The following is a 26,614-nucleotide window of genomic DNA, read 5'->3' as shown; positions in this document are numbered from 1 at the left end:
CGCGAATCTGGTGTTTCCCCTACGATTGGGCATAACTTTCAACACAAGCGCAATCAGGGAGACGAAGATGCCCGAGGCAAGCCACAACCAGATGACCGGAGGCGAGGCGATGGTCCGCCTGCTCGAAGGCCACGGCGTACGCCACATTTTCGGACTCTGCGGCGACACCACGCTGCCATTCTACGATGCCCTGGCCCGGCTCGATCACCAGATCACGCATTTCCTGACCCGCGACGAACGCCACGCCGCCTACATGGCCGATGGCTATGCCCGCGTCACCGGCCGCCCGGGCGTGTGCGAAGGCCCTTCGGGTGGCGGCGCCACCTACATCCTGCCTGGCGTGGTCGAGGCCAATGAATCTTCGATCCCGATCCTCGCCATCACTTCCGACGTCGCCACCACCAGCCGCGGCAAATACCCGCTGACCGAACTCGACCAACCCGCGCTGTTCAAACCGCTGACCAAGTGGAACGCCTCGCTCGACGATGCCGCGCAGCTGCCGGCGATGGTGCGCGAAGCTTTCAGGCAGATGACCACCGGCACCCCCGGCGCAGTGCATCTGTCGCTGCCCTTCGATACCCAGAATGCCCCGGTCGACACCGCCGAGGTCTACGGCGACCTCTCCTATGGCCGCTTCCCCGCCGACCGCCAGTCTCCCGATCCGGCAGCAATCGAGGAGGCCGCAGCGATCCTGTCCAAAGCCTCCAACGCGATCGCCATCTGCGGCGGCGGCCCGGTGATCTCGGGCGCCGAGGCCGCGCTGGCCCGGGTTGCCCGAGCGCTCGACATACCGGTCGCCACCACCGTCTCGGGGCAAGGTTCGATTGCCGAGACCGACCCGCTGGCGCTTGGCGTCGTCGGTTCGAATGGTGGCATCCCGGCAACGCGCGCCGAGGTCGATGCGGCCGATGTCGTGCTCTTCATCGGTTGCCGCGCCGGTTCGGTGACCACCGAACGCTGGCGGTCGCCCGCCAAAGGCACGACCGTCATCCATATCGACAGCGACCCGGCCGTGCCCGGAACCAATTACGACACCGCCGTATCGATCGTGGCCGATGCCCGGCTGGCGCTCGAGGCGCTGGCCGATGCGCTGGCAGCCCGCGACTGCACGCCACAGAACGGTGCCAGCCGCTGTAAAGTCGCCTGGACCGCGAAACAGGCGCAGTTCGCACCGCTGGCGGCCTCCTCGGCCACGCCGATCCTGCCCGAGCGGGTCATGGCCGACCTGATGGGCGTGCTTGACGACGATGCGGTAATCGTCGCCGACCCGGGCACCCCCTGTCCCTATTTCAGCGCGTATTACCGGTGGCCCCGTGACGGGCGGCAGTTCATCACCAACCGCGCCCACGGCGCCCTGGGCTTTTCAATCGGCGCGGCGATGGGCGCCCATGTCGGCCGGCCAGATGTGAAGACGCTGGCCGTGATGGGCGACGGCAGCTTCGGTTTTGCCTGCGGCGAGTTCGAGACCATGGTCCGCCACAACATGCCGATCACCAACATCGTGTTTTCCAACGCCACCTACAGCTGGATCAAGGCCGGCCAGAAAGCGGGCTTCGAAGAACGCTACTACAATGTCGATTTCAACCGTACCGACCACGCCGCCGTGGCCTCCGCCTTCGGCGTGAAAAGCTGGACGGTGCGCGACCCCGACGACCTGCGCACCGTGCTGGCCAAGGCCATCGCCCATGACGGGCCGACACTGGTCGACATCCACTCCCAGCCGCTCTCCGAGGCCGCCGCGCCGGTGTCGGAATGGGTGGCGTGACTTTACCCAAGACCCACGGCAGCCAAGAGCGGACCTTGGCTGATTATGCGGCGAATGTCGGTTTTGAGCCCTTCCTGGACATTCGCTGCAAGCCATCTAATGGCCGGATTGGGAGGTCCTGATCTAAATCATTTTCGGGTAATGGTTACTGTGGGCAATCTGGGAGCACTCGTGGAGGAATTGAAATAATGACCAAGGGCTCTGAGACGCAAAGGCAAGTGCTCAACCGCTGGTGGGTCGTGCTAGGGGCTGTGCTGATCCAACTGTCGTTGGGAGCAATATATGCCTGGTCGGTGTTTACGCCTGCCTTGACTGAGGTTGGCTGGAGCAAATTACAGACCCAGGCGGTATTTGCCATCGGCCTTGCGATGTTCGCCGTGGTGATGGTGTTTGCCGGGCGCCTATTGGCCCGATTGGGGCCACGCAGGCTGGCGTTGATGGGCGGAGCGACATTGGGAGCCGGCTACGTACTGGCTGGTTTGCTGGGCACCCATTCATTCTGGGTCGTCGCGATTTGTGTCGGACTGATCGGTGGTGCGGGTATCGGGCTGGCATACATGGTGCCGATCGCGGTGGGTATGCGGTGGTTTCCCGACCGAAAAGGTATGATCACCGGTCTGGCTGTCGCCGGTTTTGGCTTTGGTGCGATGGGCTGGGTGAAATTGGCGGGCAGCTGGGGCGGATTGATCGAACGGATCGGACTGGATGGAACTTTCGTCACCTATGGCGTGGTTTTTGCCGCGCTGATCGTGATTGGGTCACTGTGGATGCGGATGCCGCCCAAGGGGTGGGTGCCTGAAGGATATGTTGTTTCGGCGGCTGCGACGGGGCGCAAGGGGCGCGAGAATTTCACCACCGTAGAGATGTTGAGAACACCACAATTCTATTTGATTTTCATGACGTTTGCCGTTTCTGCTGGCAGTGGGCTGATGTCAATTGGGCTGATGAAACTCTATCCGATGGAGGCGCTCCAGATGCAGGGTCTGACCCTCGCCGAAGCGAGCGCCGTTGCGGGGACCGCCATGGCGGTATTCTTTTCCCTGGCAAACGGGGTTGGACGCGTTGCATGGGGGACAATCAGCGACGCATTGGGACGCCGCCGGTCCCTGATGATCATGGCTGCCAGCCAAGCAGTTTTTCTGTTCGCCTTCACGTCGATGGCCGGCACACCATGGCTGCTATATTTGGGGGCTGCTTTGATCGGGTTCAATTTCGGCGGCAACTTTGCGCTTTTCCCGGCGATAACAGCAGATACATTTGGCAACGACCGCATTGGTCAAAACTACCCGCTAGTTTTTCTCAGCTACGGTGCCGGCGGAATCGCTTTTCCGGTTCTGGGCGGGACCTTAGGAGATCTTGGGAACTTTCCGCTGGCGTTTTCGGTCTGCGCGGGAGCATGCGTGCTGGGCGTCCTGTGCGTCGCACTGATCCGCGTGCCGGATCAGGAGGAGGCCCACCGACCGCCGTCGGTGCACGGTTTCCTGCATCAGATGCATTGGGACTAGCTGGACCGCGCTATCGACCCGGCGATACATTCAGTTCACCGGTTGCGCGCAAGTGTTCCCAAATTAGATCCGAACCTTGGCAATTCGAAACCTGGCGCGGGTGAGAAATATGTAATCGGTGAAAGGCGGCATTGTCCCGCTTAACAGTAGTTCGACCGGGCCGTAGCGGAGGTCCGCTCTGAGCCCGAAGCGGACTACCAACGTTGGTGATGCTTGCTCCATCCTTTCGGGTGAGCCAAGTTAGCGAGGAGAATGCCAAGAGGGTTCGCTTTTTGGGTTTTGCTGCACTTCGCACAGTAAAGTGGATTGTTGTTGGTCCTCTGGTTGTATGGCCTATCGTTTACGTAATCCATGAGATCCTCTCATGGATCTACGCCGACCAGGGTGGAGATTTCTATTTGGCAAATGCGCGTGAGGCGGAGTATTTGGCCTTATTCTCGTACCTTTCCCTCCTCCCTTCTCTTTATGCGCTTTGGTAATTGATCAGTAACCGTCGTGAGTTTTCGAGATTTTGGTTGTTGGTCCTAGCTCTACTCTGGTTGGCGGGAATTGGCATTGGACTTTTCATCTTGATGCTATCGGCTTTTTGGTGGTTCGGATATTAGACAGGAAGAATAAATGTAGGCCCTGTGCCAGCAAGTGAGTACTAAATGACAGCTTCTTCCCGCGTTGCGGTCGTTCGCACTGGGTAAATGCTGCGTCGCCAACCGAACGTCCGGTTCAGGAAAGCTGCGCCGCAGAGACGCGAGCGGCCGCCAACGGCAGCAATGGGCCGTTCCTGTATGGGCAATAGAGACCAACGGATGACTATGCTGCAACCGATCTAAAGGCGGCAATGAGCCCGTTCAAGTCGTTGGTGCACGGCGCGGCATCCAGTGCGAACTGCGGATAGCGTCCATTTTTGCGATCGGGCCAAATGTCCACTATGCAAATTCAAGACGCGCACAACGAGGCAGCAGAAAACTTCGGGATGAGCGCGTTGTCTGCAAATGGGGGGAAACATGAGAAGTTTCAAAATGCGATTTTACGATTTTGAACTCTGAGTATTCCAACCGGCGAGTTGTCCGCTCGCTGATAGGTTAAAAAATAAGTGTTATGTACGGTAGGTTCAGGAACCCTAGAAACGCAGCTCCTGCCCAACCGAAGGCTATAGTGGTCACTCCTCCAATCCCTAATTCGGGATTCAGCCTCTTGGCTCGAAGACCAAAGCGCAGCCCGCCAGCAAAACTCACAAGACTCCAAACGCTCGTATGCAATATCCCATAGAAGTCCAGTGCGGAGCCAATCGAGGCCCCCCTTCGGATCGCTTCGTCGATGCCGTGCGAAACTACAAGGCTCATCCCGGCCAAGGCTAGAGCGTAGTAAGTCACCAAAGCAATCATGTTGCCCGCCCTAAATACGTGCGCAGACCATTTCGTGGACGAACCACTTGCAACCGCCGCGATTGCCCCCACCCCGAAGCCCGGTACTGCGTGGAGAAGGGCCATGGTCAACAAATCATCCCGGCCACTCATTGGGAAAAAAGCGAAGAGTGGGCTTGGACGCCCGATTGACTTCAAGAGCTCGAATTCGACCAAGCCGAAGCCGAACATCGCGCCCCCCCAGGCCAGGCCAAAAAGCAGCGCCCACAGGATCACGACCCCGAGTTTCGCGCCCCACCCCAAACGCGCTGGCGACGCCTTTTCGGCAGGCCGAGTTTGGCGAACGGGTTGCGCCTGCACCACAGTGCCGTCCATTGGCTGACCGCAGTGGTTGCAGAACCGGCTGTTGGCCGGGGCCTCTGCGCCGCACGATGTGCAGACCCGCGGCGTTGCTTCAGTTGGCTCAGCTATAGGTGGCGGTGTCTCGGGCACCGCCACACCGCATGACGGGCAGAACTTGGTATCCGGAGACCGCAAGGCGCCGCAGTTCGAACAAGTCGGCAAATCCGCCCCGCAAACCAAGCAGCTTGGCACCGATCCCACGATCGTTGCGCCGCAGCTCGGACATTTTGTGCTTTGCATATCACTCTCTCCGGGTTGCGAAGCCCAAGTTCGGCTGCCGCCTGCTCAGGTTCCGCCGCCAGGCAACTGAGCGCCGCAATGACGGCAAAAACGGCTGTCGCTCTCGTTCTCTCGACCGCAGGCCGGGCAGCGGGTTTCGGTTCCGCGGGGCATTTCGGGGAAGCCTTCCGGCGGCGACCAGGGGGCACAGACCGGCTCAGGAAAAATATCGTCGCCACGGTCGAGCCATTCGGCAACGTTTTCCAGCACGCGACCGTCCGGGTTCCAGTTCGACGGGTCACCGTCGGTCGAGACCAGTTTCTCTTCGGCGGGGGCCTGACCCAGTATCCAGGTCTGCCCGTTGAAGCCATACCATTGTCCGGTGTGAAAGCCAGGCATCCAAATCGTGCCATCCTTCTCGATAAGGATCTGCTCGCTCAAAAGCTCAAGAACCTGATCACTGTCGATCGACCCCGAGACGTACGCCTCGCGGACTTGCTGGCGCACGCGTTCCAATGCCTCGGCCGCCGTTCGTGCCTGAGGGCCAAGATCGTCTTCCGATGGCTCCGCCACGATGGTTTCCCGGTCGCCCAGAAAGTCCGGCCCCTCCAAACCGTGCGGCGTCGTCTGTGACGGCGCCCAGTCCATCCCGTCATGTTGGTACCACCGCTGGCTGACCGGTCCGAAGGTCCAGTAGTGTCCCGCCTCGTCACGCAGTTTGAACTCTTCGAGCATCGCCCGCACTCCGTCCGGATCGAGCAGCCCCAGCTTCAATTCGATGTCGATCCGCTCGGCAAGCGCCTCGACATAACCGGGTTCCAACACGCGCAGTGCCGTCATTGCCTCCGCTCCGGCGGAATTGTGTGATCACTGCATGGACTTCCAACGTTCATAAAGCTTGTTCCATCTTTCATGCTCCTCGCTGATCCGGCCAGAATCGTGCGGCCTGCGCCGTCCCGCGGGCGTGTTCCAGCGCTGAATTTCGCTGTCTATATTGGCCTGAACTTTCTCATCAGTCCCGTGCTGCTTGGTCACCCGCAAGCAACGCTCGTAGACCGCTTTGGCAATATCCACCTCGTCTTTTGCATCCGCCAACTTGGAACGGATTTCGCTGATCTTCTTGCGGCGGATCTCGTTCATCTCCTTGCGTCGCTGCGTGATCTCCTTTCTGGATTTCTCGAAGTTCTGCGCCGCCATCAGCATCGACCAGGCGAAGCTGAACACGCCAGACAGCGTCTTGGCGCGCATACTTGCCTTCGGATCGGCGATCTTCTTCCAATCGAGGCTTGTCAGATCGCCGCCAGCGTCAAGCGCCTCGCCGCCCGACTGAACCGCCTCGGTTCCCATCACCAGCTTGATGCCGATGGATTCGCCGCTGGCCGCCCGGAAGAACGTGTTCAACCGGATCTGCTCGGCGATGAACTTCTTCAGCGCGCCGTGAATGGCCGGCTTCTTCAGGTAATCCGTCCACGAAACCGACTTGCCGCCCGGGACCGAGCCATCCGGCAGCGCGGTCGACCCATAGACCTTGGCGGTGTCCTTCAGCACCTGTTTCAGCGTACGTTTGACGATGGCCGACTTGATCTTCTGCATCGTCGTGTCCGAAGCCATTAGCTTCGGTCCACCCTTGCCAAGCTGCGCCCAGATGAAGGCAAGATCGACAACGCTGCCGAAATAGCCCGTGTGGTAGGCGTTCAGATAGCGCAGCGTCGCCTCGTAGTGCTTTCCATTCACTGTGTTGAGCAGCTTGTTGAGCGTGGTCGCCGCCAGGACCGCGGCCAGGAACGCCTCGCGCTCCTCGCGGCAGGGGTCCTTCGGGCCGCGCTCCTGTTCCTCATCTTTCCCCTGATCCGGCTTACGCGTTTCGGGTGGTTCGGACGGTGGCGGGGGTGGCGACACGGGCGGAGTTTCCCCTTCGGTCGGGGGCGCGGGCGGCGGTGTGAAAGGCCCTTTCAATTTCTTGTCCGTGTCAGTCTTCGCCGGCTTTTCGGGGCTCTTTTCCGGCTCGGGCCCCTTTTCTTCGGGCCCCTTCTCTTCGTCGGCGATATCCGGGGGCGCGGGCTTGCCCGTGCGTACCACGATCGCTGGATCTTCCAGCAGCTTCCCATCATCGTCCAGCTTGCCGGCAAATGCGTCCAGCCCACCGATGCCGGTGCTACCGTGGGTCTGGCTGTGCCAAACCCGGAACTTGTTGGTTACGCGTCCGTTGGTGTCAATGAATTTGTTGTCTTCCAACCACTTACGGGCATCCGGGCCGCCCTTGATCTCGGTCCCAGATACTGCCGGCGCGCCGCCGGGCTTCGGCCCCGCAGGCTTGACTGGTGCCGATGCTCGACCTCCGCTCATAGCCGGTGCGCCCGGGTTAAGCAGGTTTTGCGCAATCGGTCCACCGATACCAGCCGATGCTGCCGTGACTGCCGCGCCTTTGGTGAGGTTGCCAACCGCAACGTTGTAGCACGTGAAGTCCGGCGTCGGTCGGAGCAGGAAAGCCGGAGCTTCCAGCGCGATGTTTACAATATTCGCCAATCCGCCTCCGGTCGCCGCTCCGATGGCACTGGCTGCCACTTCCACCGCACGTTCTGTTGTTGTGGGCACCGCCGCGGCGCCAATCGAGCGGCGCTCGATGCGGCGTTTGGTCCAGTTTTGCGCTGCGGTTCTGAATACACGTGACAGAAGCCCTGGAAGTACGCCCCAAACGGCCACCATGCTGTATCCCAGCAAATACCCGATCCGCGCTCCAATGTAGTCGCCGGGGTTTCCAAACAGCGTACCGGGCTCCCCTTCATAGTAGATATTGTTGGTCACCATCTTCTCTGCGAAATCGGCCAATGCGAAAACAAGGGCCGACATCATCCCAAGGACCGGGTTCACGCAAGAGATGATGGGAAAGATGACGTTGATGAAGGGTGTTGTTTCGATGTGCCCGAGGTTGGAGGGGTAGACACCAAGGGCTGCTGCAACAAGTGCGCAGCCGAGAAGAACAGGTGTGTTCAGCAACCTAAACTCTGCGATACCCAGATACGCAGCCAGCCGCGAAGAAAACGGCAGCAAGCGCACTGCGCGTAGCGCGGATGCGATCAAAAGTCGTTCAGCGTTTATCAAAGGACCCAAACCGCCGAAAAGCCATCGAAGTACATGCTGCGATGCCCAAGAATATGTGATCGTCTCACGTCATCTTCTCCATGAAATCATCTCGCATGCACGAAATATGGTTTTCGAAACTTTTTTCTCTTTCTTTGATTTACTTCATTGACGACCACATGCGGTTCCAGATGGCTATGTTTTGATGATGCCATGGCGCGACCGGAGTTACCAACCTTCGACATATGAATGGCAGCTTTGTCCGCATGTGAGACATCAGACACGGGAGCAGCGAACGGCCGGTTTGAATCTGGCCGATCTGACATGCTGTGAATGTCCGCTTTCGGGAAACTTTGCTGCAGCGCTGCAAACTACTTCGAGACATGATCGAGACCCCGAGGCAGGTGTCGCTGCATCGGCAACAGGCGGGTTCGTCCGCAAAGCGGACCTCAAATTGGTGAGCGGCGAAGGTCCGCCTCCCCCGCAAAGCGGGCCGTCTCGGACTGCACAGCGAAAGACTGCTCTTCGCCTGTCCTACCGCTGCAACGGCGACCAGCTCGGGTCCGACGCACCGCCCGGGGTGCGGACCTTCTTCAGCGACCGGCCGGTAATGTCGACCATATACAAACTCGCCTGCCCCTGCGCGCCCTGGGTTTCGCGGGTGAACATGATCACCCGGCCGTTCGGGCTCCAGGTTGGTCCTTCCTCCAGGAACGATGCCGTCAACAGCCGCTCGCCCGAACCATCGGTGCGCATCACCCCGATATGGAACCGCCCCTTGTGCTGCTTGGTGAAAGCGATCAGATCGCCGCGCGGGCTCCAGACCGGCGTGCCGTAGTTGCCGGGACCGAAACTGATCCGCTGGGCCTCACCGCCGCCTGACGGCATCACGTAGAGTTGTCGCGACCCCGAACGGTCGCTTTCGAACACGATCCGGCTGCCGTCCGGCGCAAAGGAGGGCGAGGTCTCGATTGACGGCGCCGAGGTCAGCCGGGTCTTGTTACCACTGGCGATGTCCATGACATGGAGGTCGGTGTTGCCTCCTGATTCCAACGAGAACACGACCTTCTGCCCATCCGGGCTGAATCGTGAGCCGAAGCTCATCGTACCCTCTTCGCTCTGCAACACCCGGCGGCCGACATTGGCGACGTCGAGCACGTGGATCCGCGGGAAGCCGCTTTCAAAGCTGGTATAGAGCACCCGGTCGCCGGTGGGTGAAAACCGCGGATTGAGCACGATCGACCGCGAGTCGGTCAAATACTGCACGTTGGCACCGTCGTAATCCATGATCGCCAGCCGCTTCTTGCGGTCGTCCTTGGGGCCGGATTCGCTGACGAAGACCACCCGGCTGTCGAAATAGGCGCCCTCGCCGGTGATGCGCGAATAGACCGCATCCGCCACCTTGTGCGCCATCCGTCGCCAGCCATCCGTGGTGCCGGCAAATTGCAGCCCCTGGCCCAGCTCCTGGCCGGCGAACACGTCCCAGACCCGGAATTTGACGGTGACGTTGCCGCCGTTCACCGCCACCGCCCCGGTAATCAATGCCTGGGCATTGATCGCCTTCCAGTCGGCGAACTGAACCGGGCTCGAGAAACTGGTGATCTGGCTGATGAAGGCGTCCTTGCCGATCTCGCGAAACAGCCCGGTGCCGTTCAGGTCGTCGGCCACGACCCGGGCAATCTCCTGCGCCATCTGCCCCGCGGCCGGAGTTTCCGGGACGAAATCGGGCACTGCGTAAGGCAGCGGCTCCTGCACCCCGTCGGTAATCTCGATCCTGAGTGGCCCGTTCTGTGCCTGCGCGCTGCCGGCCACATGCCACACTCCCAGTGTCAGAACCGCTGCCAAAACCCACCTGATCATCATTCCAGCCTCATTTTCTCCGGGTTGAACGTGATTTCGATCTCGCGCCATCGCTCGTATTTCTCCTCTGGCAGATCAAAACCCCGCCGACCGCAGGATATCACCGCCGTGCGGGCATTGCGAAATGCAACATCGATCGCTGCCTGATCGCCGCCGCTGGCGCTGAGGAATCTCGGCGTGGCGGCGATGCTGCCATCGCGGTTGAGTTCCACTTTTACTACCACCGTCACCTTACCCGATGCGGCGTAGGGGTCGACAGACCAGCATTGCTTGATGGCGAGGATCAGCCCATCCTTTTCGCCCTGGGTCAACGGATCGCTGCCGGCACCCGAGCTGCCACCACCGCTTTCGCCGCCCAGGGCTTCGGCCAGGGCAGTGTTCACCGCCGTGGTCGTGGTGTCTGGCGGGGCCGGTGCGGCCGGGCGGTTCGGGCGAACCTTGGGGCGCACCGACGTCGCCGGGGCCGCGCTCACCGGAGCATCGGCCTCGGGCGTGATCTCGGTCACCGCCTCCGGCGGGGCCGTGGCCTCCTCCTCCGGGCGCTGTTGCTCGGCCGGCGCATCGCTGGTCTCTTCGCGCACCGCCGGATCGGGCTGCGCTTCGGGCTCGGGCGGCTGGGCCACCGGCTCGGGGGCCACCCGGGGCACCGGTCGCACCTGCGGCTCCGGGCTGCGCTCGGGCACCAGCGCGGCCACCTCCTCATCGGGCGGTGGCACGACCTCGGGCGGTTGGTCCTCGACCTGTTGCGGCAGCGGTTCCGGTGCAGGGAGCACTGGCGCCGGCGGCGCCTCCGGCGGCGGCGTCTCGGCCACCTCCGGCTCAACCTGCTCGGGCGCCGGATCTTGTGCCGGTGCCACCGCCGGGGCCGGCGGCACCTCGGGCTCGGGCGCGGCCGGCACCGCCACGTCGGTTACCGTGTCGGGCGCATTGTTGCCGGCCAGCATCGCCTCGAACTCGGCTTCGCTGATCACCGTGACGTCGGTCACGTCGAAAGGCAGCGGCTCGGACCGGAAATTGCCGCCGAACAGCATCCAGCCAATCAGGCCGATGTGCCCCAGCCCGGATATGACCTGCCCCGTGTTCATGACTGTGTCAGTTCTGGGTCTCGTCCAGGGCGGGTCCGCCGGTATCCGTTACCAGCCCGATATTCGAGAAGCCGCCACGATTGAGCGCCCCCATCACCTGGACCACGTCGGCATAGGGCACCGCCCCGTCGGCGCGCAGGAATACCCGGTCGCTCGCCCGCTCGGCGGCAATCGCCCGCAGCTTGGCCAGCAACTGATCGCGTGGCACTTCCGTGGTCTGCACCAGCACCATGCCGTCCGACGTCACAGTCACCGTCAGCGGCTCCTCGGCTTCGCTGGGCAGCGCGTTGGCCGCCGTCTTGGGCAGTTCCACCGGCACCCCCACCGTCATCAGCGGCGCTGCCACCATGAAAATGATCAGCAACACCAGCATCACGTCGACAAACGGCGTGACGTTGATCTCGCTCATCGGCTGCACCCGTCCGCCTCTGCGGCGGCGGCTCGATCCCGCATGGGCGGGTTTGATCACGCCTGCTCCCATGGCTCAGGAATCCAGCTGGCGGCTGAGGATGGTGGAAAACTCGTCTGCAAAAGCCTCGTAGCCCGCGATGATCCGGTCACCGTCGGCGCTGAGCTTGTTGTAGAAAATCACCGCCGGGATCGCCGCCAACAGGCCCAGCCCCGTCGCCAGCAGCGCCTCGGCGATCCCCGGCGCCACCACGGCAAGATTGGTGTTCTGCTGCTGAGCAATCTCGATGAAGGAATTCATGATCCCCACCACCGTCCCGAACAGCCCAACGAACGGCGCGGTGGAGCCGACCGTCGCCAGCACCGGCAGCCCCTTCTGCAGGCTTTCCGCCTCCTTGGCGATGGCCACGTCCATGCTGCGGTCGATCCGCGCCTGTGCCCCCATGATCAGCTCGCCGGTCGGCTTGTGCGACCGGCGCCACTCGATCATACCGGCGGCGAACACCTTCTGGGACTGTCCCTGCGGGCTGGCGCCGATCTCCTCGAACAGCCCGTCCAGCGGTTCACCCGACCAGAAGACACGGTCGAACCGGTCCGCCTCGGCCCGCGCCTTGCGGTAATTGATCAGTTTCTGGATGATTATCGACCATGACCAGAACGAGGCGACAATCAGCAGGACCATCACCAGTTTAACGGTCAGCGTGGCGCGCGCGAATAGGGCCCACAGGGAGAAATCGATCTCCTGCGCCAGGGCCAGTGTTTCTGTTTCCATCTGCCTGCTCGTTTTTTCGTTGAGAGCCGTTTGCCAGCCTTCTTTGCAGGCAAATTACCCGATCGGAAGGGGAAAACCAACGGAATCTGGCTCAAATCGGGGTGAAGCGCCATCCGGCCCACCACAACAGCGATTTTCCGCTTGCCAGAGCGTCTCGCTTGTTGCCCCGGGACAGGCATGAGACGGGAAGCATACCGCATGTACACGTTTCGCGCCCGTCGCCGAAAACCGGTGACGCGGTGGCCTGGCCGGATGCCCTAGCCCGGCTCCTGCCATTTCGGCAGCCGCACCGGTTTGCCCCCAAGCGTCATGCAGATCACCGTCACCATTGCCCGGAACAGCACCTCACTGCCGCGCTTGACCTCCTGGCCCATCACCATGCGCACCGGCTTGAGGCTTTCCACCCAGGTCTCGACCACCAGTTCGTCATCCAGCCGCGCCGGCGCCAGGTAGTCGGCCTCGACCCTGCGGACGGCGAAGACGATGCCGTCTTCGTCCTTCATCCGGTTCTGGTCCAGCCCGACCTCGCGCACCCATTCGCTGCGGCCGCGCTCGATATAGCGCAGGTAGTTGGCGTAATAGACGATACCGGCCATGTCGGTATCCTCATAGTAAACCCGGATCGGCAAACGATAGATCATGGAGGCAACCTAGGGCCGGAGACCGCCGGCAGCAAGCCCGCTCGAAGCGTTGCCGCGGCACAGCGGTCCCGGTCCCGAACCGGACTTCCGCCGCGCTTCGCCGCACTGTCTGCTAAGTGGGACGAGGTGAGCTTTCGCTGCAATTGCGCCAATGTCGACGTTAGGGATCGACGAGGCGTCATTTGTTCAGCCGAATTCTGTCTTGGCTTGAATTAATATACTACTCCTATTTGAATGACCAAACTTCCGGAAAGAAACAGGAAGCATGATTGCCTACGTCACAGTCGGTGCGGATGACATCGCGCGCGCGAAACGGTTTTATTCCGCGTTCCTGCCAGCCCTTGGTTACGAACTGAAGGGGGGGCCTGCGGGACTAAGCTACGCACTGCCCGTACAACCGGGTCAGTCTCCCATTCTGCCTGACTTCTACGTTAAACCTACGTTTGATGGACGTCCGGCCTCGGCTGGCAACGGTTCTATGGTCGCGTTCGAGGCGCGCAATCAAAAGCAGGTTCGTGACCTTCACGCCGCCGCGCTTTTCGCCGGCGGTTCCGACGAGGGCCAGCCGGGCTTTCGCGCCTCTTATGGACCTCACTTCTATGTTGGCTACCTTCGCGATCCTCAAGGCAACAAGATCGCGCTTTTCTCCAGCGATCCGAACGAACCAGGACGAGACGGATAACGCGGGTTACACGGGCGGCAAAAGCCATTCGCCGCATCGCGGAAGTTCGGTATCGTGGGTTCGAAGTGAACCTTGGGCAAGCGACCGTCGAATGACCGCTGGCGGCGCTAAGCGAAATCGACGAATTTCGAGAAAGGCATCTCTCTGAGCCGCTTCCCCGTGGCAGCGAAGATCGCGTTGGCCAGCGCCGGGGCAGCCGGCGGCACCGGCGGCTCGCCGATACCGCGGATCTTCGCGCCGTTCTCCAGCCCGCGCACGAAGATCTCGGGGCATTGCCCGATCCGCATCCCCTCGTAGCTGTCGTAGTTACTCTGCTCGGCCATTCCGTCGGCGTAAGTGATCTCGCAATTCATCGCATGCGCAAGACCGAAAACCACGCCGCCCTGAACCAGGTTCTCGAAATTCACCGGGTCGAGGACCACGCCCACATCCGCCGCCACCCAAACCTTGTCGATCCGGATCGCACCGTCCACCACGCTCACCTCGACCACCTCGGCGCAGGGCACCCCGAAGCTTTCCACGAAGGCCACGCCGCGGCCCTTGCCCGCGGCGGGGCGCGGGCCGTCCCAGCCGCTCATCTCCGCCACCGCCTCCAGTACCTTGCGGCTGGGGTCATGCGCCATCAGTCTGATCCGCTCCGCCATCGGATCGGCGCCGGCGACATGGATCAACTCGTCGAGGAAGCAGTCGAAAAAGAACCCGCCTGCCGACGCCCCGACGGAACGCCAACTCGACACCGGTGCCAGTTCCGGCACGCGATACGCCCGCATCCGGAAATGCGGCAGCGCGTAAGGGTTGTTCCAGACCCCTGCCGCGATCTGGCTGTCGGCCCCGCCGCCGGGCAGTCCGGCCCGCCCCATCTGCGACGCCGTCACCGAGGGCATTGCCACCTGCAGGTCGATCGCCTCGACCTTACCGCCCGTCACCGCGCCACGGGCGCGCGCCATGCCGATCTGGCGCGGAAAGTCATGGGCGAAATCTTCCTCGCGGCTATACGTCAACTTCACCGCCACACCCCGCATCTGGTTGGCGATCTCGGCCGCCAGCTTGACGTGCTCGAACTCCAGCCGGTGCCCGAAACTGCCGCCCATGAACTGGTTGTGAAAGATCACCTGATCGGCGTCATGGCCGGTGATCGCCGCCACCAGCACCTGCAGTTGTCGCGGAATCTGCTGCCCGGCCCAGACCTCGACCGCCGTCTCCGTCACCCGCACGGTGGCATTCAACGGCTCCAGCGGCGCATGTGCCAGGTAAGGCGCGCGATATTCCGCCTCCACCGTACCGTCCGCCGTGGCCACGCCCGCATCGCCCTCGTCTCGCCACGTGCTGTCGAGCCGCTCTTCGGTGAACGAGGCCGCCACTGCCGCCCAATGAGCTTCCTGCTCCGCCGGGTAAGGCGCGGGCCCCCAATCGCAGTCGATGGCTTCGACCGCCTGGAAAGCGCGCCAGGTGTTGTCGGCGACCGCGGCCACACCCCCCGTCACCTCGATGATCTTCTGAACCCCGCGCATGCCCTCGGCGGCACTGGCGTCATAGCGGTTCAGCGCCCCACCCTGCCGCGGGTTCACCCGAACGGCCGCGTGCACCATGCCGGGCAGATCGATGTCGATGCCATAGCGCTGCGTGCCGGTTGATTTTGCCACGATGTCGAGCCGCTGCATCGGTTTGCCCAGCAGCCTCCAGTCCGATCTGTCACGCAGGCGGACATCCGTCACCGGCGCGATCTCCGCGGCGATCCCCGCAAGCTCGGTATAGCTCAGCGTCGAGCCGTCGGGCAGGTGCACCGCACCCTGCGCGGTCTTCAACTCCGCAACCGGCAAGCCGGTCTTCTCGGAAGCGGCTTTCTTAACGGTCTCACGCGCCATCGCGCCCGCCTCGCGCAGCTTGACATAGCTGTCCGGCACCGCGCTCGAACCGCCGGTGATCTGCAACCCGATCAGCTTTATCAGCCCGCCGATTGCGCCGCGCGCGGTTTGCGCCGTGAAACCCTCGTCCGTCGCCAGGAACGGCGCGCCTTCCGCGGCCAGCGCCCGGTTCCAGTAGGCCTTGTCGGGCTGTCCGAAACTGATCTCGAACTGGCCAAACTCGATATCCATCTCCTCGGCGATCAGAGCCGCCTGAACATGCGCCACGCCCTGCCCCTTGTCGGCATGCGGCGTGATCAGCGTGACCTTCTCGGCATCGATCAGGACCCAGGGGTTGAACGTCGCCGCGCCCTCGGCCAGGCCCTGTTCCAACGGGTTGGGCCAAGGTGTCTTGACCCGCCAGACGCCGAAGGCCACGCCGCCGGCCACCGCCGCCGACCCGATCAGGAATGCCCGCCGCGCAATCTTGCCGACCTTGCCCATTACGACGCCTCCTTCAGCTTGACCGCGGCCGTCTTCACCGCCGCGCGGATACGCGGATAGGTGCCGCAGCGGCACAGGTTCGCGCCCATCGCCTCGTCGATTTCCGCCTCCGTCGGATCCGGCGTTTCTGCCAGCAGGGCCGCGGCCAGCATGATCTGCCCGCTCTGGCAATAGCCGCACTGCGCCACCTGATGTGCGATCCACGCCTCCTGCACCGCATGCAACGCATCCGGCTGACCGAGGCCCTCGATCGTCGTGACCTCGCCCCAGACGTCGGCTGCCGCGACCTGGCAGGACTTCACCGCCTCGCCGTCGATATGAACGGTGCAGGCACCGCACTGCGCGATGCCGCAGCCGTATTTGACACCCTGGATGCTCAGCTCATCCCGCAGCACCCACAGAAGCGGCATGTCGTCCTCGACATCCACCTCATGCGCCACCCCATCGACCAAAATCTGCATAAGCCCGCCTTTCTTTCGACGCGTTTCCCGGCTTCCCTTAGAGATATCTAGCCCGGATCGTGACAATTGAAACTTGCAATTCACGCCAAATCGCATGCATTCAGTGCCAGATTCCCTCTGCCACGCGGCTGCGCGCGGTGCGATCGCGCCATCCGGCTGCCGACCGCAACGACCCTGCGGCCGGGGCGAACCCGAAACTGGCGACAGGACCAGATGCGCAGTTCCGAAACCTATCCGCTCGGCCCCCAGATCACCCAGGCCACGCGCGCGCTCGGGCTCGACCTGGCGCGGGTCCTGCGCCGCGCCAGGTTGCCGGCCGACCTGCTCGAACACGACCGGCAGACTGTCACCGCAGATCAGTTCTTCGCGGTCTGGCGGGCCGCCGAAGCCGAAGCCAAACGTCCCGACCTGCCGTTGCGTCTCGGCCGCGCAATGGCCCGCGGCCCGATGATCCCGGCTATTCAGGGCTTTGCCGCCAGTCCCGATGTCGAAACCGGATTCGCCCGCCTGGCCCTGTTCAAGCCCCTTGTCGCCCCCATCGCCCTGACCGCCACGCGTGAGCCAGACGGCCTCACCCTGCGCTGGTCGCCGCCGCCCGGTATCACCGCCTCGCCGCAATTTGCCCTGTTCGAACTGGTGTTCTTCCTCGAACTCTGTCGCAACTTCACCGGCGGCGCCATCGTGCCGCTGTCCGTCGGCGCCCCGACGGGCCCTCGGCTGGACGAGGCACTGATCGATTTCTTCGGCACCGCTCCGCAGCCTGCCTCGGTCGCCGAAATCCGCCTCCGGCCCGAGGACGCGCGCCGCCCTATGCTCTTCGCCAACGACGCACAGTACCGGCAGATCACCGCCGGCCTCCGGCGGCAGCTTGATGAACGCCAATCCGCCGCCCGGGTGACGGCACGCGTGCGCCGCGTGCTCGTCGATATCCTGCCGGCCGGCAACTGCGGCATCGATACGGTCTGCACCCGCCTCGCGATGTCGCGCCGCTCGCTGCAGCGCCGCCTCCGGGACGAAGGTGAAAGTTACCAGGCGGTGCTGGAGCGCACCCGATCCGATCTGTCGATGCACTATCTCGGGCAGGCCGACAAAAGCGTGCAGGAAATCGCCTACCTGCTGGCCTACCGCGACCCGAACTCCTTCTACCGCGCATTTCAAAGCTGGACCGGCATGACCCCCGGCGAAGCCCGCGCCAGGCTGTCATGATCTCCGGGCTGCGCCAAATCTGGCCGCTGTTGCTCCTGACCGCCGCGGTGATTGCGCTGTGGTCGACACCTATGCTGTTGCCGCTCAAGATGCTGGTCGTGTTCTTCCACGAATTCTCGCATCTTTTGACCGCTCTTCTCACCGGCGGCTCGCCCGAGGCACTGACATTGACGCCACACCAGGGCGGCATGGTGCTGTCGCGCGGCGGCAACCGGTTCCTGATCCTCAGCTCCGGCTATCTCGGTTCGCTGCTGATCGGGCTGGCGATCTTTCTCACCGCCCTGAGCAGCCGCGCCGACCGCTGGGTGACGGCGGGTCTCGGCGGGCTGCTATTGCTGGTGGCCGCGTTCTACATCCGCGACGGCTTCGCCCTGGCCTTCACCGTCACCTCGGGAACGGTACTGCTCATCACTGCCAGCTGGCTCGGCCATGCCGCCTGCGACCTGCTGCTGCGGCTGATCGGGCTAACGTCGATGATCTATGTCCCGCTCGACATCTTCTCCGACACGCTGGAACGCGCTGACCAACGCTCGGACGCGCGCCTGATGGCCGAAGAGTTCGGCGGGCTTACCATCGTATGGGGCATCCTTTGGCTGTTCCTCAGCCTCTGGGTAATCGCCCTGGCACTGCGCCTGACCCTGTCCCGCAGTCGCCGGGCGGCTCTGCGCGGCTGACCCCCATAAGCAAGACCCGGGGCCGGATTGCACCTTGCAGACGCGCTGCGCTAGACAGGTCTTGCCACTCGGGCTCGCAGCGCGCGAGACACCCGGCGTGGCGCGCGACATCCGAAGACGCCCCGAGGTCCCACATGCGTATTTCTTCCGTCATCACCGCCGTCGACGCCCATGCCGAAGGCGAGCCCGGGCGCGTCATCACCGCCGGCCTGCCACATATCCCCGGTGCCTCCGTCTATGACAAGATGCGCTGGCTGGAAGAGCACCGCGACGACATCCGCCTCGTCATGCTGCGCGAGCCGCGCGGCTATCCGGCGCTGTGCTGCAATGCCATCGTGCCACCGTGCGACCCCGCCGCCGACGCCGGTTTCATCATCATGGAGCAGACCGAGTATCCGCCGATGTCGGGCTCCAATACGATCTGCACCGTCACCGTGCTGCTGGAAACCGGCCTCCTGCCGATGGTCGAACCGGTCACCGAACTAACTCTCGAAGCCCCCGCGGGCCTGGTCCGGGTGCGCGCCGACTGCGCGGACGGCAAGGTCACCCGCGTCACGATCGAAAACGTCCCCGGTTTCGCCGTCCATCTCGACGCCGAGCTCGAAGTGCCGGGGCTCGGCACCGCCCGGGTCGACATTGCCTGGGGCGGCATGTTCTACGTGATTGCCGAGGCCGCCCAGTTCGGGCTCGAGATCGCGCCCGACACCGGTGCCGACATGGTCCGGGTGTCCGAAGCGCTGCGCCACGCCGCGGCCGAACAGCTGCCGGTCAGCCACCCCGACCAGCCCGGCATCACCGGCCCCACGATCTCGCAACTGACCGGCCCGGCCACATTGCCTCAGGCCCACGGCAAATCCGCGGTCACCGTCTCGTCCGGTGCCTTCAACCCCGAAAAACCGCACGCGCTCACTGGGGTGCTCGACCGCTCCCCCTGCGGCACCGGCACCTGCGCCAAGATGGCCTGCCTGCACGCCCGCGGCTTGCTCGCCCCCGGCGCGGACTATGTCAACGAAGGTCCGATGGGCACCACCTTCACCGGCCGCATCCTGCGCGAAACCCGGATCGGCCCCTACCCCGCGATCGTGCCCTCTCTGTCGGGACAGGCCTGGATCACCGGCATGGCCAATTACATGATCGACCCCACCGATCCCTTCGGCGGCGGCTTCACCTTGTCCGATCTCTGGGGATAAGGGACGCTCCCGTATTTCCTTGCGTCCCGCTTTCGCGCCACGCGCGTCGGTCTTGGGCATGGCCCTGTCTTGCCAGGACTCCGCTGATCCACCGCGGCGGTTCCAATATGAGTATTCTGGCCAAGAAAGAGCACCAAGTGCCGGTCATGAACCCGGCTCTGTCTCTTTCTTGGCGCAAATACTCACTGTCGTGACCGCACCGCCCGCGCGTCGGCCCGGCATGCGCATCAAGCCCCGGGGCGCGACGGGGTGGGCGGCGTGCCCCGGGGACGGCCGTCACGTCAAGAACACCGCGCCCGTCATGGAGCCTGCGATCTCCGCCCCCAGCCGCGACAGGATCGTTGGCGCCAGCTGCAACTGGTCGATCTCCGCATCTCGCTCCGGCCCCTGCGCCGGCCCGAAATAATACATCGCAGTCAACTGCTGCAGGTCGCTGCGGCCGCCGTGATGCCCGCGCTCATCCTGGCCGTGATCGGCCGTCACGATCACCTCATAGCCCATCGCCCGCCATTTCGGGATGAACGGCGCCAGCATCTCGTCCATCACCGCGCAGGCGTGGTCCATCTCCTGACACTCATGAAAGAACCGATGCCCCATGCTGTCGAGCGTGCAGGTGTGCAGCATGCCGTAGTTCAGCCCATATCTCTGGCACAGCATGGTCAGCGTCGCAAACAGGTCCACGTCCGACGGCGTCATCTGGTTGATCAAACCGTATCCCGTCATGGTGTGGAACCGGCCGTGATTGATCGTATCGCTGTCGGGCTCGTCATATTCGATGTCGCGCACAAGATCGAACGGCGCCCGGTTGAAAAACTCGGACCAGAAGGAATGCGCCACCGCCCCGGTCACGCCACCGGCCTTGCGCACCTGGGCAAACACGTCCGGCTGCGCCACGCGAAACACGTTGCCGTTGCCGGTGCAGCCATGCACCTGCGGGCTGACGCCGGTGTGCATCGAAGCATAGCAACTGGCCGAGATCGACGGCAGCACCGCGCGATGCACCCAACGCTGCGCCTCACCGCTGTCGACCCAGCCTTCCAGGTTACCGAACAGCCGCCTGAAATTCCCCAGCGGCACCCCGTCGAGAATGATCAGCAGAAATTTTCGATCCAACGCACCCTCCGTCTTTTCGTGATTGAACAACATCCCGGCGGCGTGCGCCAGAGTGGCAATTGGCGAAGAAACTGCCACGCAAACGGTCTGCTGGTCATTGCCCGGTCCGAGCCCATCGCAGACATAGACTCCCGAACCCAAGCGTGTCATCAAACGCTCATGAATACCGTTGTTCAGGTTCAGAGCCGCCGCTACAGAATCCGAATTACCTTCCCGGCCTGACGGTCGGGCCGGATGTATGCTTCCTGAATGTCTGATGTGCGCCAAGCACCTAGAAAGGTATCTTTCATGTCTCGATCATCGCCAACGCTGCACCTCGTGTGCGGCAAGGTCGCCTCTGGCAAATCGACGCTGACCCGCAAGCTTGGGCAATCGCCGGGAACGGTCGTCATTGCCGAAGATGATTGGCTGTCAGCGCTTTTTTCCGATGAGATGTCGTCGATTTCAGACTATGCGCGTTGCGCTGCCAAGTTGCGGAATACCATGGGGCCGCATGTAGCGTCTTTGCTGAAGTCAGGGGTCTCGGTCGTTTTGGATTTCCCCGCGAATACGCTGGCCAGCCGAACATGGATGCGCGGAATAATCCAGGCGGCGAATGTCGCTCATCGGCTGCATTACCTGGATGTCCCGGACGAGGTATGCATCGCCCGGCTCCGAGCCCGGAATGCGGGCGGCGAACATCCATTTGTCGTAACGGATGAGCAGTTCCGGCAACTTTCCGAACACTTCGTGGTCCCGTCCACCGGTGAGGGATTCAACATCGTGCGGCACGGTCCGGATGATACACGATAAGCCGCGTCGACAGTCTCTAGACCGAGACCGACCGAGGGCGGCTTCGCTCTGCCGAGCAGACTTGCGCGCCGCCGGGTGCGACCGGTGAAACCCCCGACCCGCAAACCCGACTCATAGTACCAGCACCCCCGAATGCTTGGCCTTGTCGTCGGGTTCGACATGAATGGTGATCCGCGCATCCGGCACCTGCGCTTTCAGCGCCTTTTCGATCCGGTCGCAGATGTCATGCGCCTGCGTGACCGTCGCCTGCCCGTCCACCACGAGGTGGAACTCGATGAAGGTCGCCTGGCCTGCTTGCCGAGTTTTCAGGTCATGCGCCTCTATCGCCCCCTCGGCGGCCTCGGCGATTATGGTCCGGATCAACTCCAGCTCCCCTTCCGGCACCGCCTCGTCCATCAGCCCGCTCAGCGAGGCTGTCACCACTTTCCAGCCCGACCACAGGATGTTCACCGCCACCAGCGCCGCCAGCGCCGGGTCGAGCACCGCCCAACCGGTCACGATCGCCAGCAGCACCCCCGTGGTCACCCCGACCGAGGACACCACGTCGCTCAGCAGGTGCTTGCCATCGGCCACCAGTGCCGGCGAGCGCAACGCCCGCCCGCGCCGGATCAGCACCCAGCACCAGATCCCATTCAACAAATTGGCCAGCACGTTGACCGCCAGCCCCTCCAGCGGCGCGTCGAGCACCTTCGGCACCAGGAACCCCTGCACCGCCTCGCGCAGGATGAACAGCGCCGCGATGATGATCAGCACACCTTCAAGCACCGCGCTCATGAACTCGGCCTTGTGGTGGCCGAACGGGTGGTTGTGGTCGGCCGGCAGCGCCGCCACCCGGATGGCGATCAGCGCCGCCACTGCGGTGGCCACGTTGACGATGCTTTCCATCGCATCCGACATCAGCGCGATCGAGCCGGTCATCCACCAGGCCAGCGCCTTCAGCGCCAGCACCAGGACACCGACAACGATGCTGCCGAAGGCAATTTTCATCACGTCCGTCATTCCGCCCAATCTTTCGGAAGCCCGGCCCGGCTGCAAGGTCAAGTTGCACGCCAACGCCCTCATCCCGATGCCTTTTGCCTCGCTTGGCAACCCCAAGGGCAAAAAGCTGACGCAACGGGTGGGACACCCGCAGACCCGCCGGCCGTTTATCCGATCAACACATTGATGTGCGCCACCACGCTGCGCGCCAGCGCCGCCGGTTCGTATCCGCCCTCAAGCATCGACACGATGCGTCCGCCGGCATGGGTCTTCGCCACCTCGACCAGTCGTTCCGTGACCCAGCGGTAATCATTGTCAGTCAGCCGCAGATGCGACATGTCGTCGGCAACATGGGCGTCGAACCCGGCCGAGATGAACAGGAATTCCGGTTTGAACGCCTCCAGCGCCGGCAGCCAGTGCTCGCGTACCGCCTCGCGGAATTCATCGCCCCCGGCCCCCGCGCTCAGCGGCACGTCGACCAGGTTCGCGGTTTCCTTTTCGTGGCCGGTAAAGGGATAGAACGGGTGCTGGAAAGAGGAACAGAACAGCACCCGCGGGTCTGCTTTGAAGATGTCCTCTGTGCCATTGCCGTGATGCACGTCGAAATCGACGATCGCGACGCGCGACAGCCCGTGCGCCTCCAGCGCATGCGCCGCCGCCACCGCGATGTTGTCGAACAGGCAGAATCCCATGGCCTGGCCGCGTTCGGCATGATGCCCCGGCGGCCTTACCGCGCAGAAGACCGCATGCGCCTCGCCCGCCATCACCAGGTCGACCGCGAGAACCCCAGCCCCCGCCGCGCGCTCGGCAGCCCGCAGCGTGCCCGGCGACATCACTGTATCGCCGTCGATCTCGACCGGCCCAGCCGAGGCATCCACCGCGTAGATCCGGTCGAGATACGCCTTGTCATGCACACGTTCCAGCTGCGCCCGCTCGACCAGCGGTGCGTCGTGATAGCGGACCACGAAATCGAGACCCGACATGATCAGCTGGTTGTCGATCGCCGACAGCCGCTCGGGCTGGTCGGGATGTAACGAACCGGTGTCGTGCGCATGGCACTCGGCATGGGTGATATAGGCCAGCATGTCGTCTCCTCCCGCCACCGCGGCATTACAGTTCGCGATGCACTGCCATGATCTCGGGATCCTCCGGCGCCCGCTCGATGGTGAAGCCCAACTCTTCCATCAGGTGCAGCATCGGCCCGTTCTCTTTCAGCACCGTGCCTTCGATCACCGCCAATCCGTGGTCGCGCGCGGCCTCCATCAGTGCCTTCATCAGCCGCGTGCCGATGCCCTGGTGCTGGACCTTGTCGCTGACCACGATGGCGAACTCACAGCTCCGCCGATCGGGATTGATGGCATAACGCGCCACCCCGATCTGCTCCTGCGCCCCCTCTTCACCCACCAGCGCCACCAGTGCCATTTCGGCGCGATAGTCGATCTGGGTGAACCGCGCCAGCATCTCCGGACTCAATTCATTGATCGTGCCCATGAACCGGAACCGCTTGGCCTGCGGCGACAGGTCTCGCACGAAACCGGCTTCGCTTTCGGCATCCTCGGGCCGGATCGGCCGAATCGTCAGCAGCCGCCCGTCGCTGAGGTGATCCTCGCGCACCAGGTGCCGCGGATAGGGCCGGATCGCCATGTGATCATACGGCCCGTCCTTGCTCGGCGGCCGCTTGATCGCGATCCGCGCGTCGACACACAACACGCCCTCGGGTCCGGCGAACAGCGGGTTGAGGTCAAGCTCGGTGATCTCGGGCAGTTCGCAGATCATGTCCGAGACCCTCAGCAGCACCTCGACCACCGCTTCGCGCTTGACCGCGTGGCGATCACGGAAGGCATCGAGCAGCCGCGCCACCTTGGTCCGGTCGATCAGCCGGTTCGCCAGCACCGCGTTCAGGGGCGGCAGCGCCACCGCGTTATCGCGCAAAATCTCCACCATCGTGCCGCCGGCGCCGAACATGATCACCGGCCCGAACACCGGGTCGCGGCTCGCGCCCACCACCAGCTCGCGGGCGTCGTCAACCTGCGCCATCTGCTCGACCGTCACGCCCTCGATCACCGCCTCGGGCCGCAGCGCCTTGGCCCGCTCGGTGATCTCGCGATAGGCCTGCATCACGTCAGCCGCGTTCATCAGCCCCAACATCACTCCGCCGACGTCGGATTTGTGGCTGATCTGCGGGCTCAGGATTTTCATCGCGACCGGAAAACCGACCGTCTCCGCCGCCACCAGCGCATCGCCGGCGCTGTCGGCTTCGATGGTCATGTTGGTGGGGATCCGGAACGCCCGCAGTACCGCCTTGCTCTCGATATCGTTGAGCATCCCGCGGCCCTCGCGCAGCGCGGTGTCGATGATCATCCGTGCCCCCACCAGGTCGGGCTCGGTGACATCGGTCATCGGCCCCGGCACTTCCAGCGCCAGCCGCTGGTGCCGGAAATGCTGCGCCAGGTAGGAAAACGCCTCGACGGCGCGCTCGGGGGTGTGGAAATCGGGAATGCCGTTCTCGCTCAGATACCGTCGACCTGCCGCTACCGATGTCTCGCCCATCCAACAGGCCAGCACGGGCTTGCGCCCGCGTTTTGGTACCGCCGCAACCACCGCCTCGGCCACCGCACTGGCATCGGTCATCGCCTGCGGCGTCAGCATCACTAGCACCCCGTCAAGCCCCTTGTCCTCGAAGCAGGCTTTCACCGCCGTGCCATAGGCCTCGGCCGAGGCATCGCCCAGGATATCCACCGGATTGCCCCGGCTCCAGTAGGGCGGCAGAATCGCGTCGAGCGCCGCCCGCGTCTTGTCGGAAATATCGGCCACGTCGAGACCCAGATCACCGGCCCGGTCGGCCGCCAGCACCCCGGCGCCACCGCCGTTGGTCACGATCCCCAGCCGCTTGCCCCCGGTGCGTTTGTTCGCCGACAGGATTTCCGCGGCGGCGAACAGCTGTCCGAAGGTATTGGCCCGCACCGCGCCCGACCGCGACAGGGCCGCGTCGAACACCGCGTCCGACCCAATCAGCGCCCCGGTATGGGTATTGGCCGCTTTCGAACTCTGCACATGCCGACCCGATTTCAACACGATCACCGGCTTCGACCGCGCCGCGATCCGCAGCGCGCTCAGGAAGGTCGGCGCGTTGTTGATCCCCTCGACATAGAGCAGGATTGAATCGGTTTTCGGGTCGGTCGCAAGAAATTGCAGCACGTCGCCGAAATCCACGTTGGTCGAATTGCCCAGCGACACAACCGCCGAAAACCCCAGGTGATGCGGGCCGGCATAATCGGAAATCGCCGAACACAAGGCGCCGGACTGCGACACAATCGCCAACCGCCCGGGCGGGGTGTCGGAATTGAGAAAGGTCGCATTCATGCCCCACCAGGGCCGCACCAGACCGACGCAGTTCGGCCCCAGGAAGCGCACGCCCGCCTTGCGCGCCGCCTCGACCAACTTCGCCTCGAGCGCCTTGCCGTCCTCGCCGGCCTCGCGGAACCCTGCCGACAGCACGATCGCCGCGCCCACCCCGGCCGCGCCCAGTTCCTTGATAATGCCGGGGATGGTCTTCGCCGGCGTCGCAATCACGGCCAGGTCAATCTTTTCAGGCACCTCGGCGATCTTGTCGTAGCAGACCTGCCCGCGCACGCTGTCATATTTCGGATTGACCGGCACCACCGGTCCCTCGAACGTTCCGTCCACCAGGTTGGCGTGGACTTTCGACCCAACGCTGGTCGGCGATTCACTGGCGCCGAACACCGCAATACCAGTGGGATTGAACAGGGCTTCAAGGGGACGTTGGAACATCGGTCACCGCCTCATGTCATGCTGCAGCATAATCCTATCATGCTGCATGTGCAAAATACATGACGCGCGGCCGCTGACCTTGCGGCAGATCAAGTCTCGGCCCAACCGCCGCAACGCAAACCACCGTCCGGTGCGGGACATAAATGCCGCAGAACACCCTTCGCCGCGAGTACGACACAGGCGTCAGGATAGACCGGTTTCGCCATCCGCGTTCTCGTCACGGTGATGCCTCTACGGATCCTCCCGAATACCGCCTTGTCCACCGCGATACGGGAACCC

21 protein-coding genes and 1 pseudogene are annotated in these 26,614 nt (G+C 63.5%); 7 read left to right on the top strand and 15 right to left on the bottom strand.

The features are described 5' to 3' along the window. Positions 1-67 precede the first annotated feature (67 nt). Together NO357_RS14495 and NO357_RS14490 are read left to right on the top strand one after the other, a co-directional pair. Entirely contained in the window at positions 68-1,765 is a 1,698-nt protein-coding gene (locus NO357_RS14495; RefSeq protein ID WP_306736411.1) for a thiamine pyrophosphate-binding protein, read from the top strand. A 188-nt stretch (positions 1,766-1,953) separates the two neighbouring features. After that, on the top strand, positions 1,954-3,270 hold the full coding sequence (locus tag NO357_RS14490) for an L-lactate MFS transporter (protein ID WP_306736410.1): 1,317 nt from the start codon (positions 1,954-1,956) through the stop codon (positions 3,268-3,270). A gap of 1,079 nt (positions 3,271-4,349) precedes the next feature. Here the strand turns inward: NO357_RS14490 and NO357_RS14485 are convergent. The 9 genes and pseudogenes from NO357_RS14485 to ybgC form a co-directional block, all read right to left on the bottom strand. Further along, a complete protein-coding gene (locus NO357_RS14485) occupies positions 4,350-5,006 on the bottom strand; it encodes a hypothetical protein (RefSeq protein ID WP_306736409.1) in 657 nt (218 codons plus the stop codon). A 3-nt stretch (positions 5,007-5,009) separates the two neighbouring features. Further along, positions 5,010-5,273, bottom strand: a pseudogene (locus NO357_RS21425) (zinc-ribbon domain-containing protein); the annotation flags it as partial. 45 nt (positions 5,274-5,318) lie between these two features. After that, positions 5,319-6,092, bottom strand: coding sequence for a zinc ribbon domain-containing protein (locus tag NO357_RS14480; protein ID WP_306736408.1), 774 nt, complete (start codon positions 6,090-6,092; stop codon positions 5,319-5,321). Between the two features lie 27 nt (positions 6,093-6,119). After that, entirely contained in the window at positions 6,120-8,249 is a 2,130-nt protein-coding gene (locus tag NO357_RS14475) for a hypothetical protein (protein WP_306736407.1), read from the bottom strand. A gap of 618 nt (positions 8,250-8,867) precedes the next feature. Next, a complete protein-coding gene (gene tolB / locus NO357_RS14470; protein WP_306736535.1) occupies positions 8,868-10,193 on the bottom strand; it encodes a Tol-Pal system beta propeller repeat protein TolB in 1,326 nt (441 codons plus the stop codon). Further along, the gene (gene tolA, locus NO357_RS14465; RefSeq protein ID WP_306736406.1) at positions 10,193-11,278 is read right to left on the bottom strand and encodes a cell envelope integrity protein TolA; all 1,086 of its coding nucleotides are present in this window, start codon (positions 11,276-11,278) and stop codon (positions 10,193-10,195) included. The genes tolB and tolA overlap by 1 nt, the downstream gene beginning before the upstream one ends. A gap of 7 nt (positions 11,279-11,285) precedes the next feature. Then, complete coding sequence (gene tolR, locus NO357_RS14460; RefSeq protein WP_306736405.1) at positions 11,286-11,759, bottom strand: protein TolR; 474 nt, start codon at positions 11,757-11,759, stop codon at positions 11,286-11,288. A 3-nt stretch (positions 11,760-11,762) separates the two neighbouring features. Continuing rightward, positions 11,763-12,458 carry a protein TolQ gene (gene tolQ / locus NO357_RS14455; RefSeq protein ID WP_306736404.1) on the bottom strand — a complete coding sequence of 232 codons (696 nt, stop codon included), beginning with the start codon at positions 12,456-12,458 and terminating at the stop codon, positions 11,763-11,765. A gap of 257 nt (positions 12,459-12,715) precedes the next feature. Next, positions 12,716-13,099 (bottom strand): tol-pal system-associated acyl-CoA thioesterase, encoded by a 384-nt coding sequence (gene ybgC / locus NO357_RS14450; RefSeq protein ID WP_306736403.1) that lies wholly within the window; start codon positions 13,097-13,099, stop codon positions 12,716-12,718. 265 nt (positions 13,100-13,364) lie between these two features. Here ybgC and NO357_RS14445 point away from each other — a divergent pair, with 265 nt between their 5' ends. After that, positions 13,365-13,781 carry a VOC family protein gene (locus tag NO357_RS14445; RefSeq protein WP_306736402.1) on the top strand — a complete coding sequence of 139 codons (417 nt, stop codon included), beginning with the start codon at positions 13,365-13,367 and terminating at the stop codon, positions 13,779-13,781. Positions 13,782-13,888: 107 nt separating this feature from the next. Here NO357_RS14445 and NO357_RS14440 read toward each other — a convergent pair whose 3' ends face one another. After that, positions 13,889-16,129 carry a xanthine dehydrogenase family protein molybdopterin-binding subunit gene (locus NO357_RS14440; RefSeq protein ID WP_306736400.1) on the bottom strand — a complete coding sequence of 747 codons (2,241 nt, stop codon included), beginning with the start codon at positions 16,127-16,129 and terminating at the stop codon, positions 13,889-13,891. Continuing rightward, entirely contained in the window at positions 16,129-16,590 is a 462-nt protein-coding gene (locus NO357_RS14435) for a (2Fe-2S)-binding protein (protein ID WP_306736399.1), read from the bottom strand. Before NO357_RS14435 ends, NO357_RS14440 begins: the two co-directional genes overlap by 1 nt. 213 nt (positions 16,591-16,803) lie before the next feature. Between NO357_RS14435 and NO357_RS14430 the strand changes: the two genes are divergently transcribed. From NO357_RS14430 to NO357_RS14420, 3 genes are all read left to right on the top strand, one after another. Further along, on the top strand, positions 16,804-17,796 hold the full coding sequence (locus NO357_RS14430; RefSeq protein ID WP_306736398.1) for an AraC family transcriptional regulator ligand-binding domain-containing protein: 993 nt from the start codon (positions 16,804-16,806) through the stop codon (positions 17,794-17,796). Next, positions 17,793-18,470, top strand: a complete 678-nt coding sequence (locus NO357_RS14425; RefSeq protein ID WP_306736396.1) for a M50 family metallopeptidase — start codon at positions 17,793-17,795, stop codon at positions 18,468-18,470. The genes NO357_RS14430 and NO357_RS14425 overlap by 4 nt, the downstream gene beginning before the upstream one ends. A gap of 134 nt (positions 18,471-18,604) precedes the next feature. Next, positions 18,605-19,660 carry a proline racemase family protein gene (locus NO357_RS14420; RefSeq protein WP_306736395.1) on the top strand — a complete coding sequence of 352 codons (1,056 nt, stop codon included), beginning with the start codon at positions 18,605-18,607 and terminating at the stop codon, positions 19,658-19,660. A 276-nt stretch (positions 19,661-19,936) separates the two neighbouring features. Here the strand turns inward: NO357_RS14420 and NO357_RS14415 are convergent, their stop codons facing one another. Continuing rightward, positions 19,937-20,773, bottom strand: a complete 837-nt coding sequence (locus tag NO357_RS14415) for an alkaline phosphatase family protein (RefSeq protein ID WP_306736534.1) — start codon at positions 20,771-20,773, stop codon at positions 19,937-19,939. A 288-nt stretch (positions 20,774-21,061) separates the two neighbouring features. Here NO357_RS14415 and NO357_RS14410 point away from each other — a divergent pair, with 288 nt between their 5' ends. Next, positions 21,062-21,565, top strand: coding sequence for a P-loop nucleotide/nucleoside kinase family protein (locus NO357_RS14410; RefSeq protein WP_306736394.1), 504 nt, complete (start codon positions 21,062-21,064; stop codon positions 21,563-21,565). Positions 21,566-21,676: 111 nt separating this feature from the next. Here the strand turns inward: NO357_RS14410 and NO357_RS14405 are convergent, their stop codons facing one another. From NO357_RS14405 to NO357_RS14395, 3 genes are all read right to left on the bottom strand, one after another. Continuing rightward, positions 21,677-22,564 (bottom strand): cation diffusion facilitator family transporter, encoded by an 888-nt coding sequence (locus NO357_RS14405; RefSeq protein WP_306736393.1) that lies wholly within the window; start codon positions 22,562-22,564, stop codon positions 21,677-21,679. A gap of 146 nt (positions 22,565-22,710) precedes the next feature. After that, entirely contained in the window at positions 22,711-23,628 is a 918-nt protein-coding gene (locus tag NO357_RS14400; RefSeq protein ID WP_306736392.1) for a histone deacetylase family protein, read from the bottom strand. 25 nt (positions 23,629-23,653) lie between these two features. Beyond that, complete coding sequence (locus NO357_RS14395; RefSeq protein ID WP_306736391.1) at positions 23,654-26,335, bottom strand: bifunctional acetate--CoA ligase family protein/GNAT family N-acetyltransferase; 2,682 nt, start codon at positions 26,333-26,335, stop codon at positions 23,654-23,656. Positions 26,336-26,614: the final 279 nt, after the last annotated feature.

The sequence above is a fragment of the Marimonas arenosa genome (genome assembly GCF_030848945.1).
In the GTDB taxonomy this organism is placed as follows: Bacteria; Pseudomonadota; Alphaproteobacteria; order Rhodobacterales; family Rhodobacteraceae; genus Marimonas; species Marimonas arenosa.
This window is presented reverse-complemented; position numbering and strand designations above follow the sequence as displayed.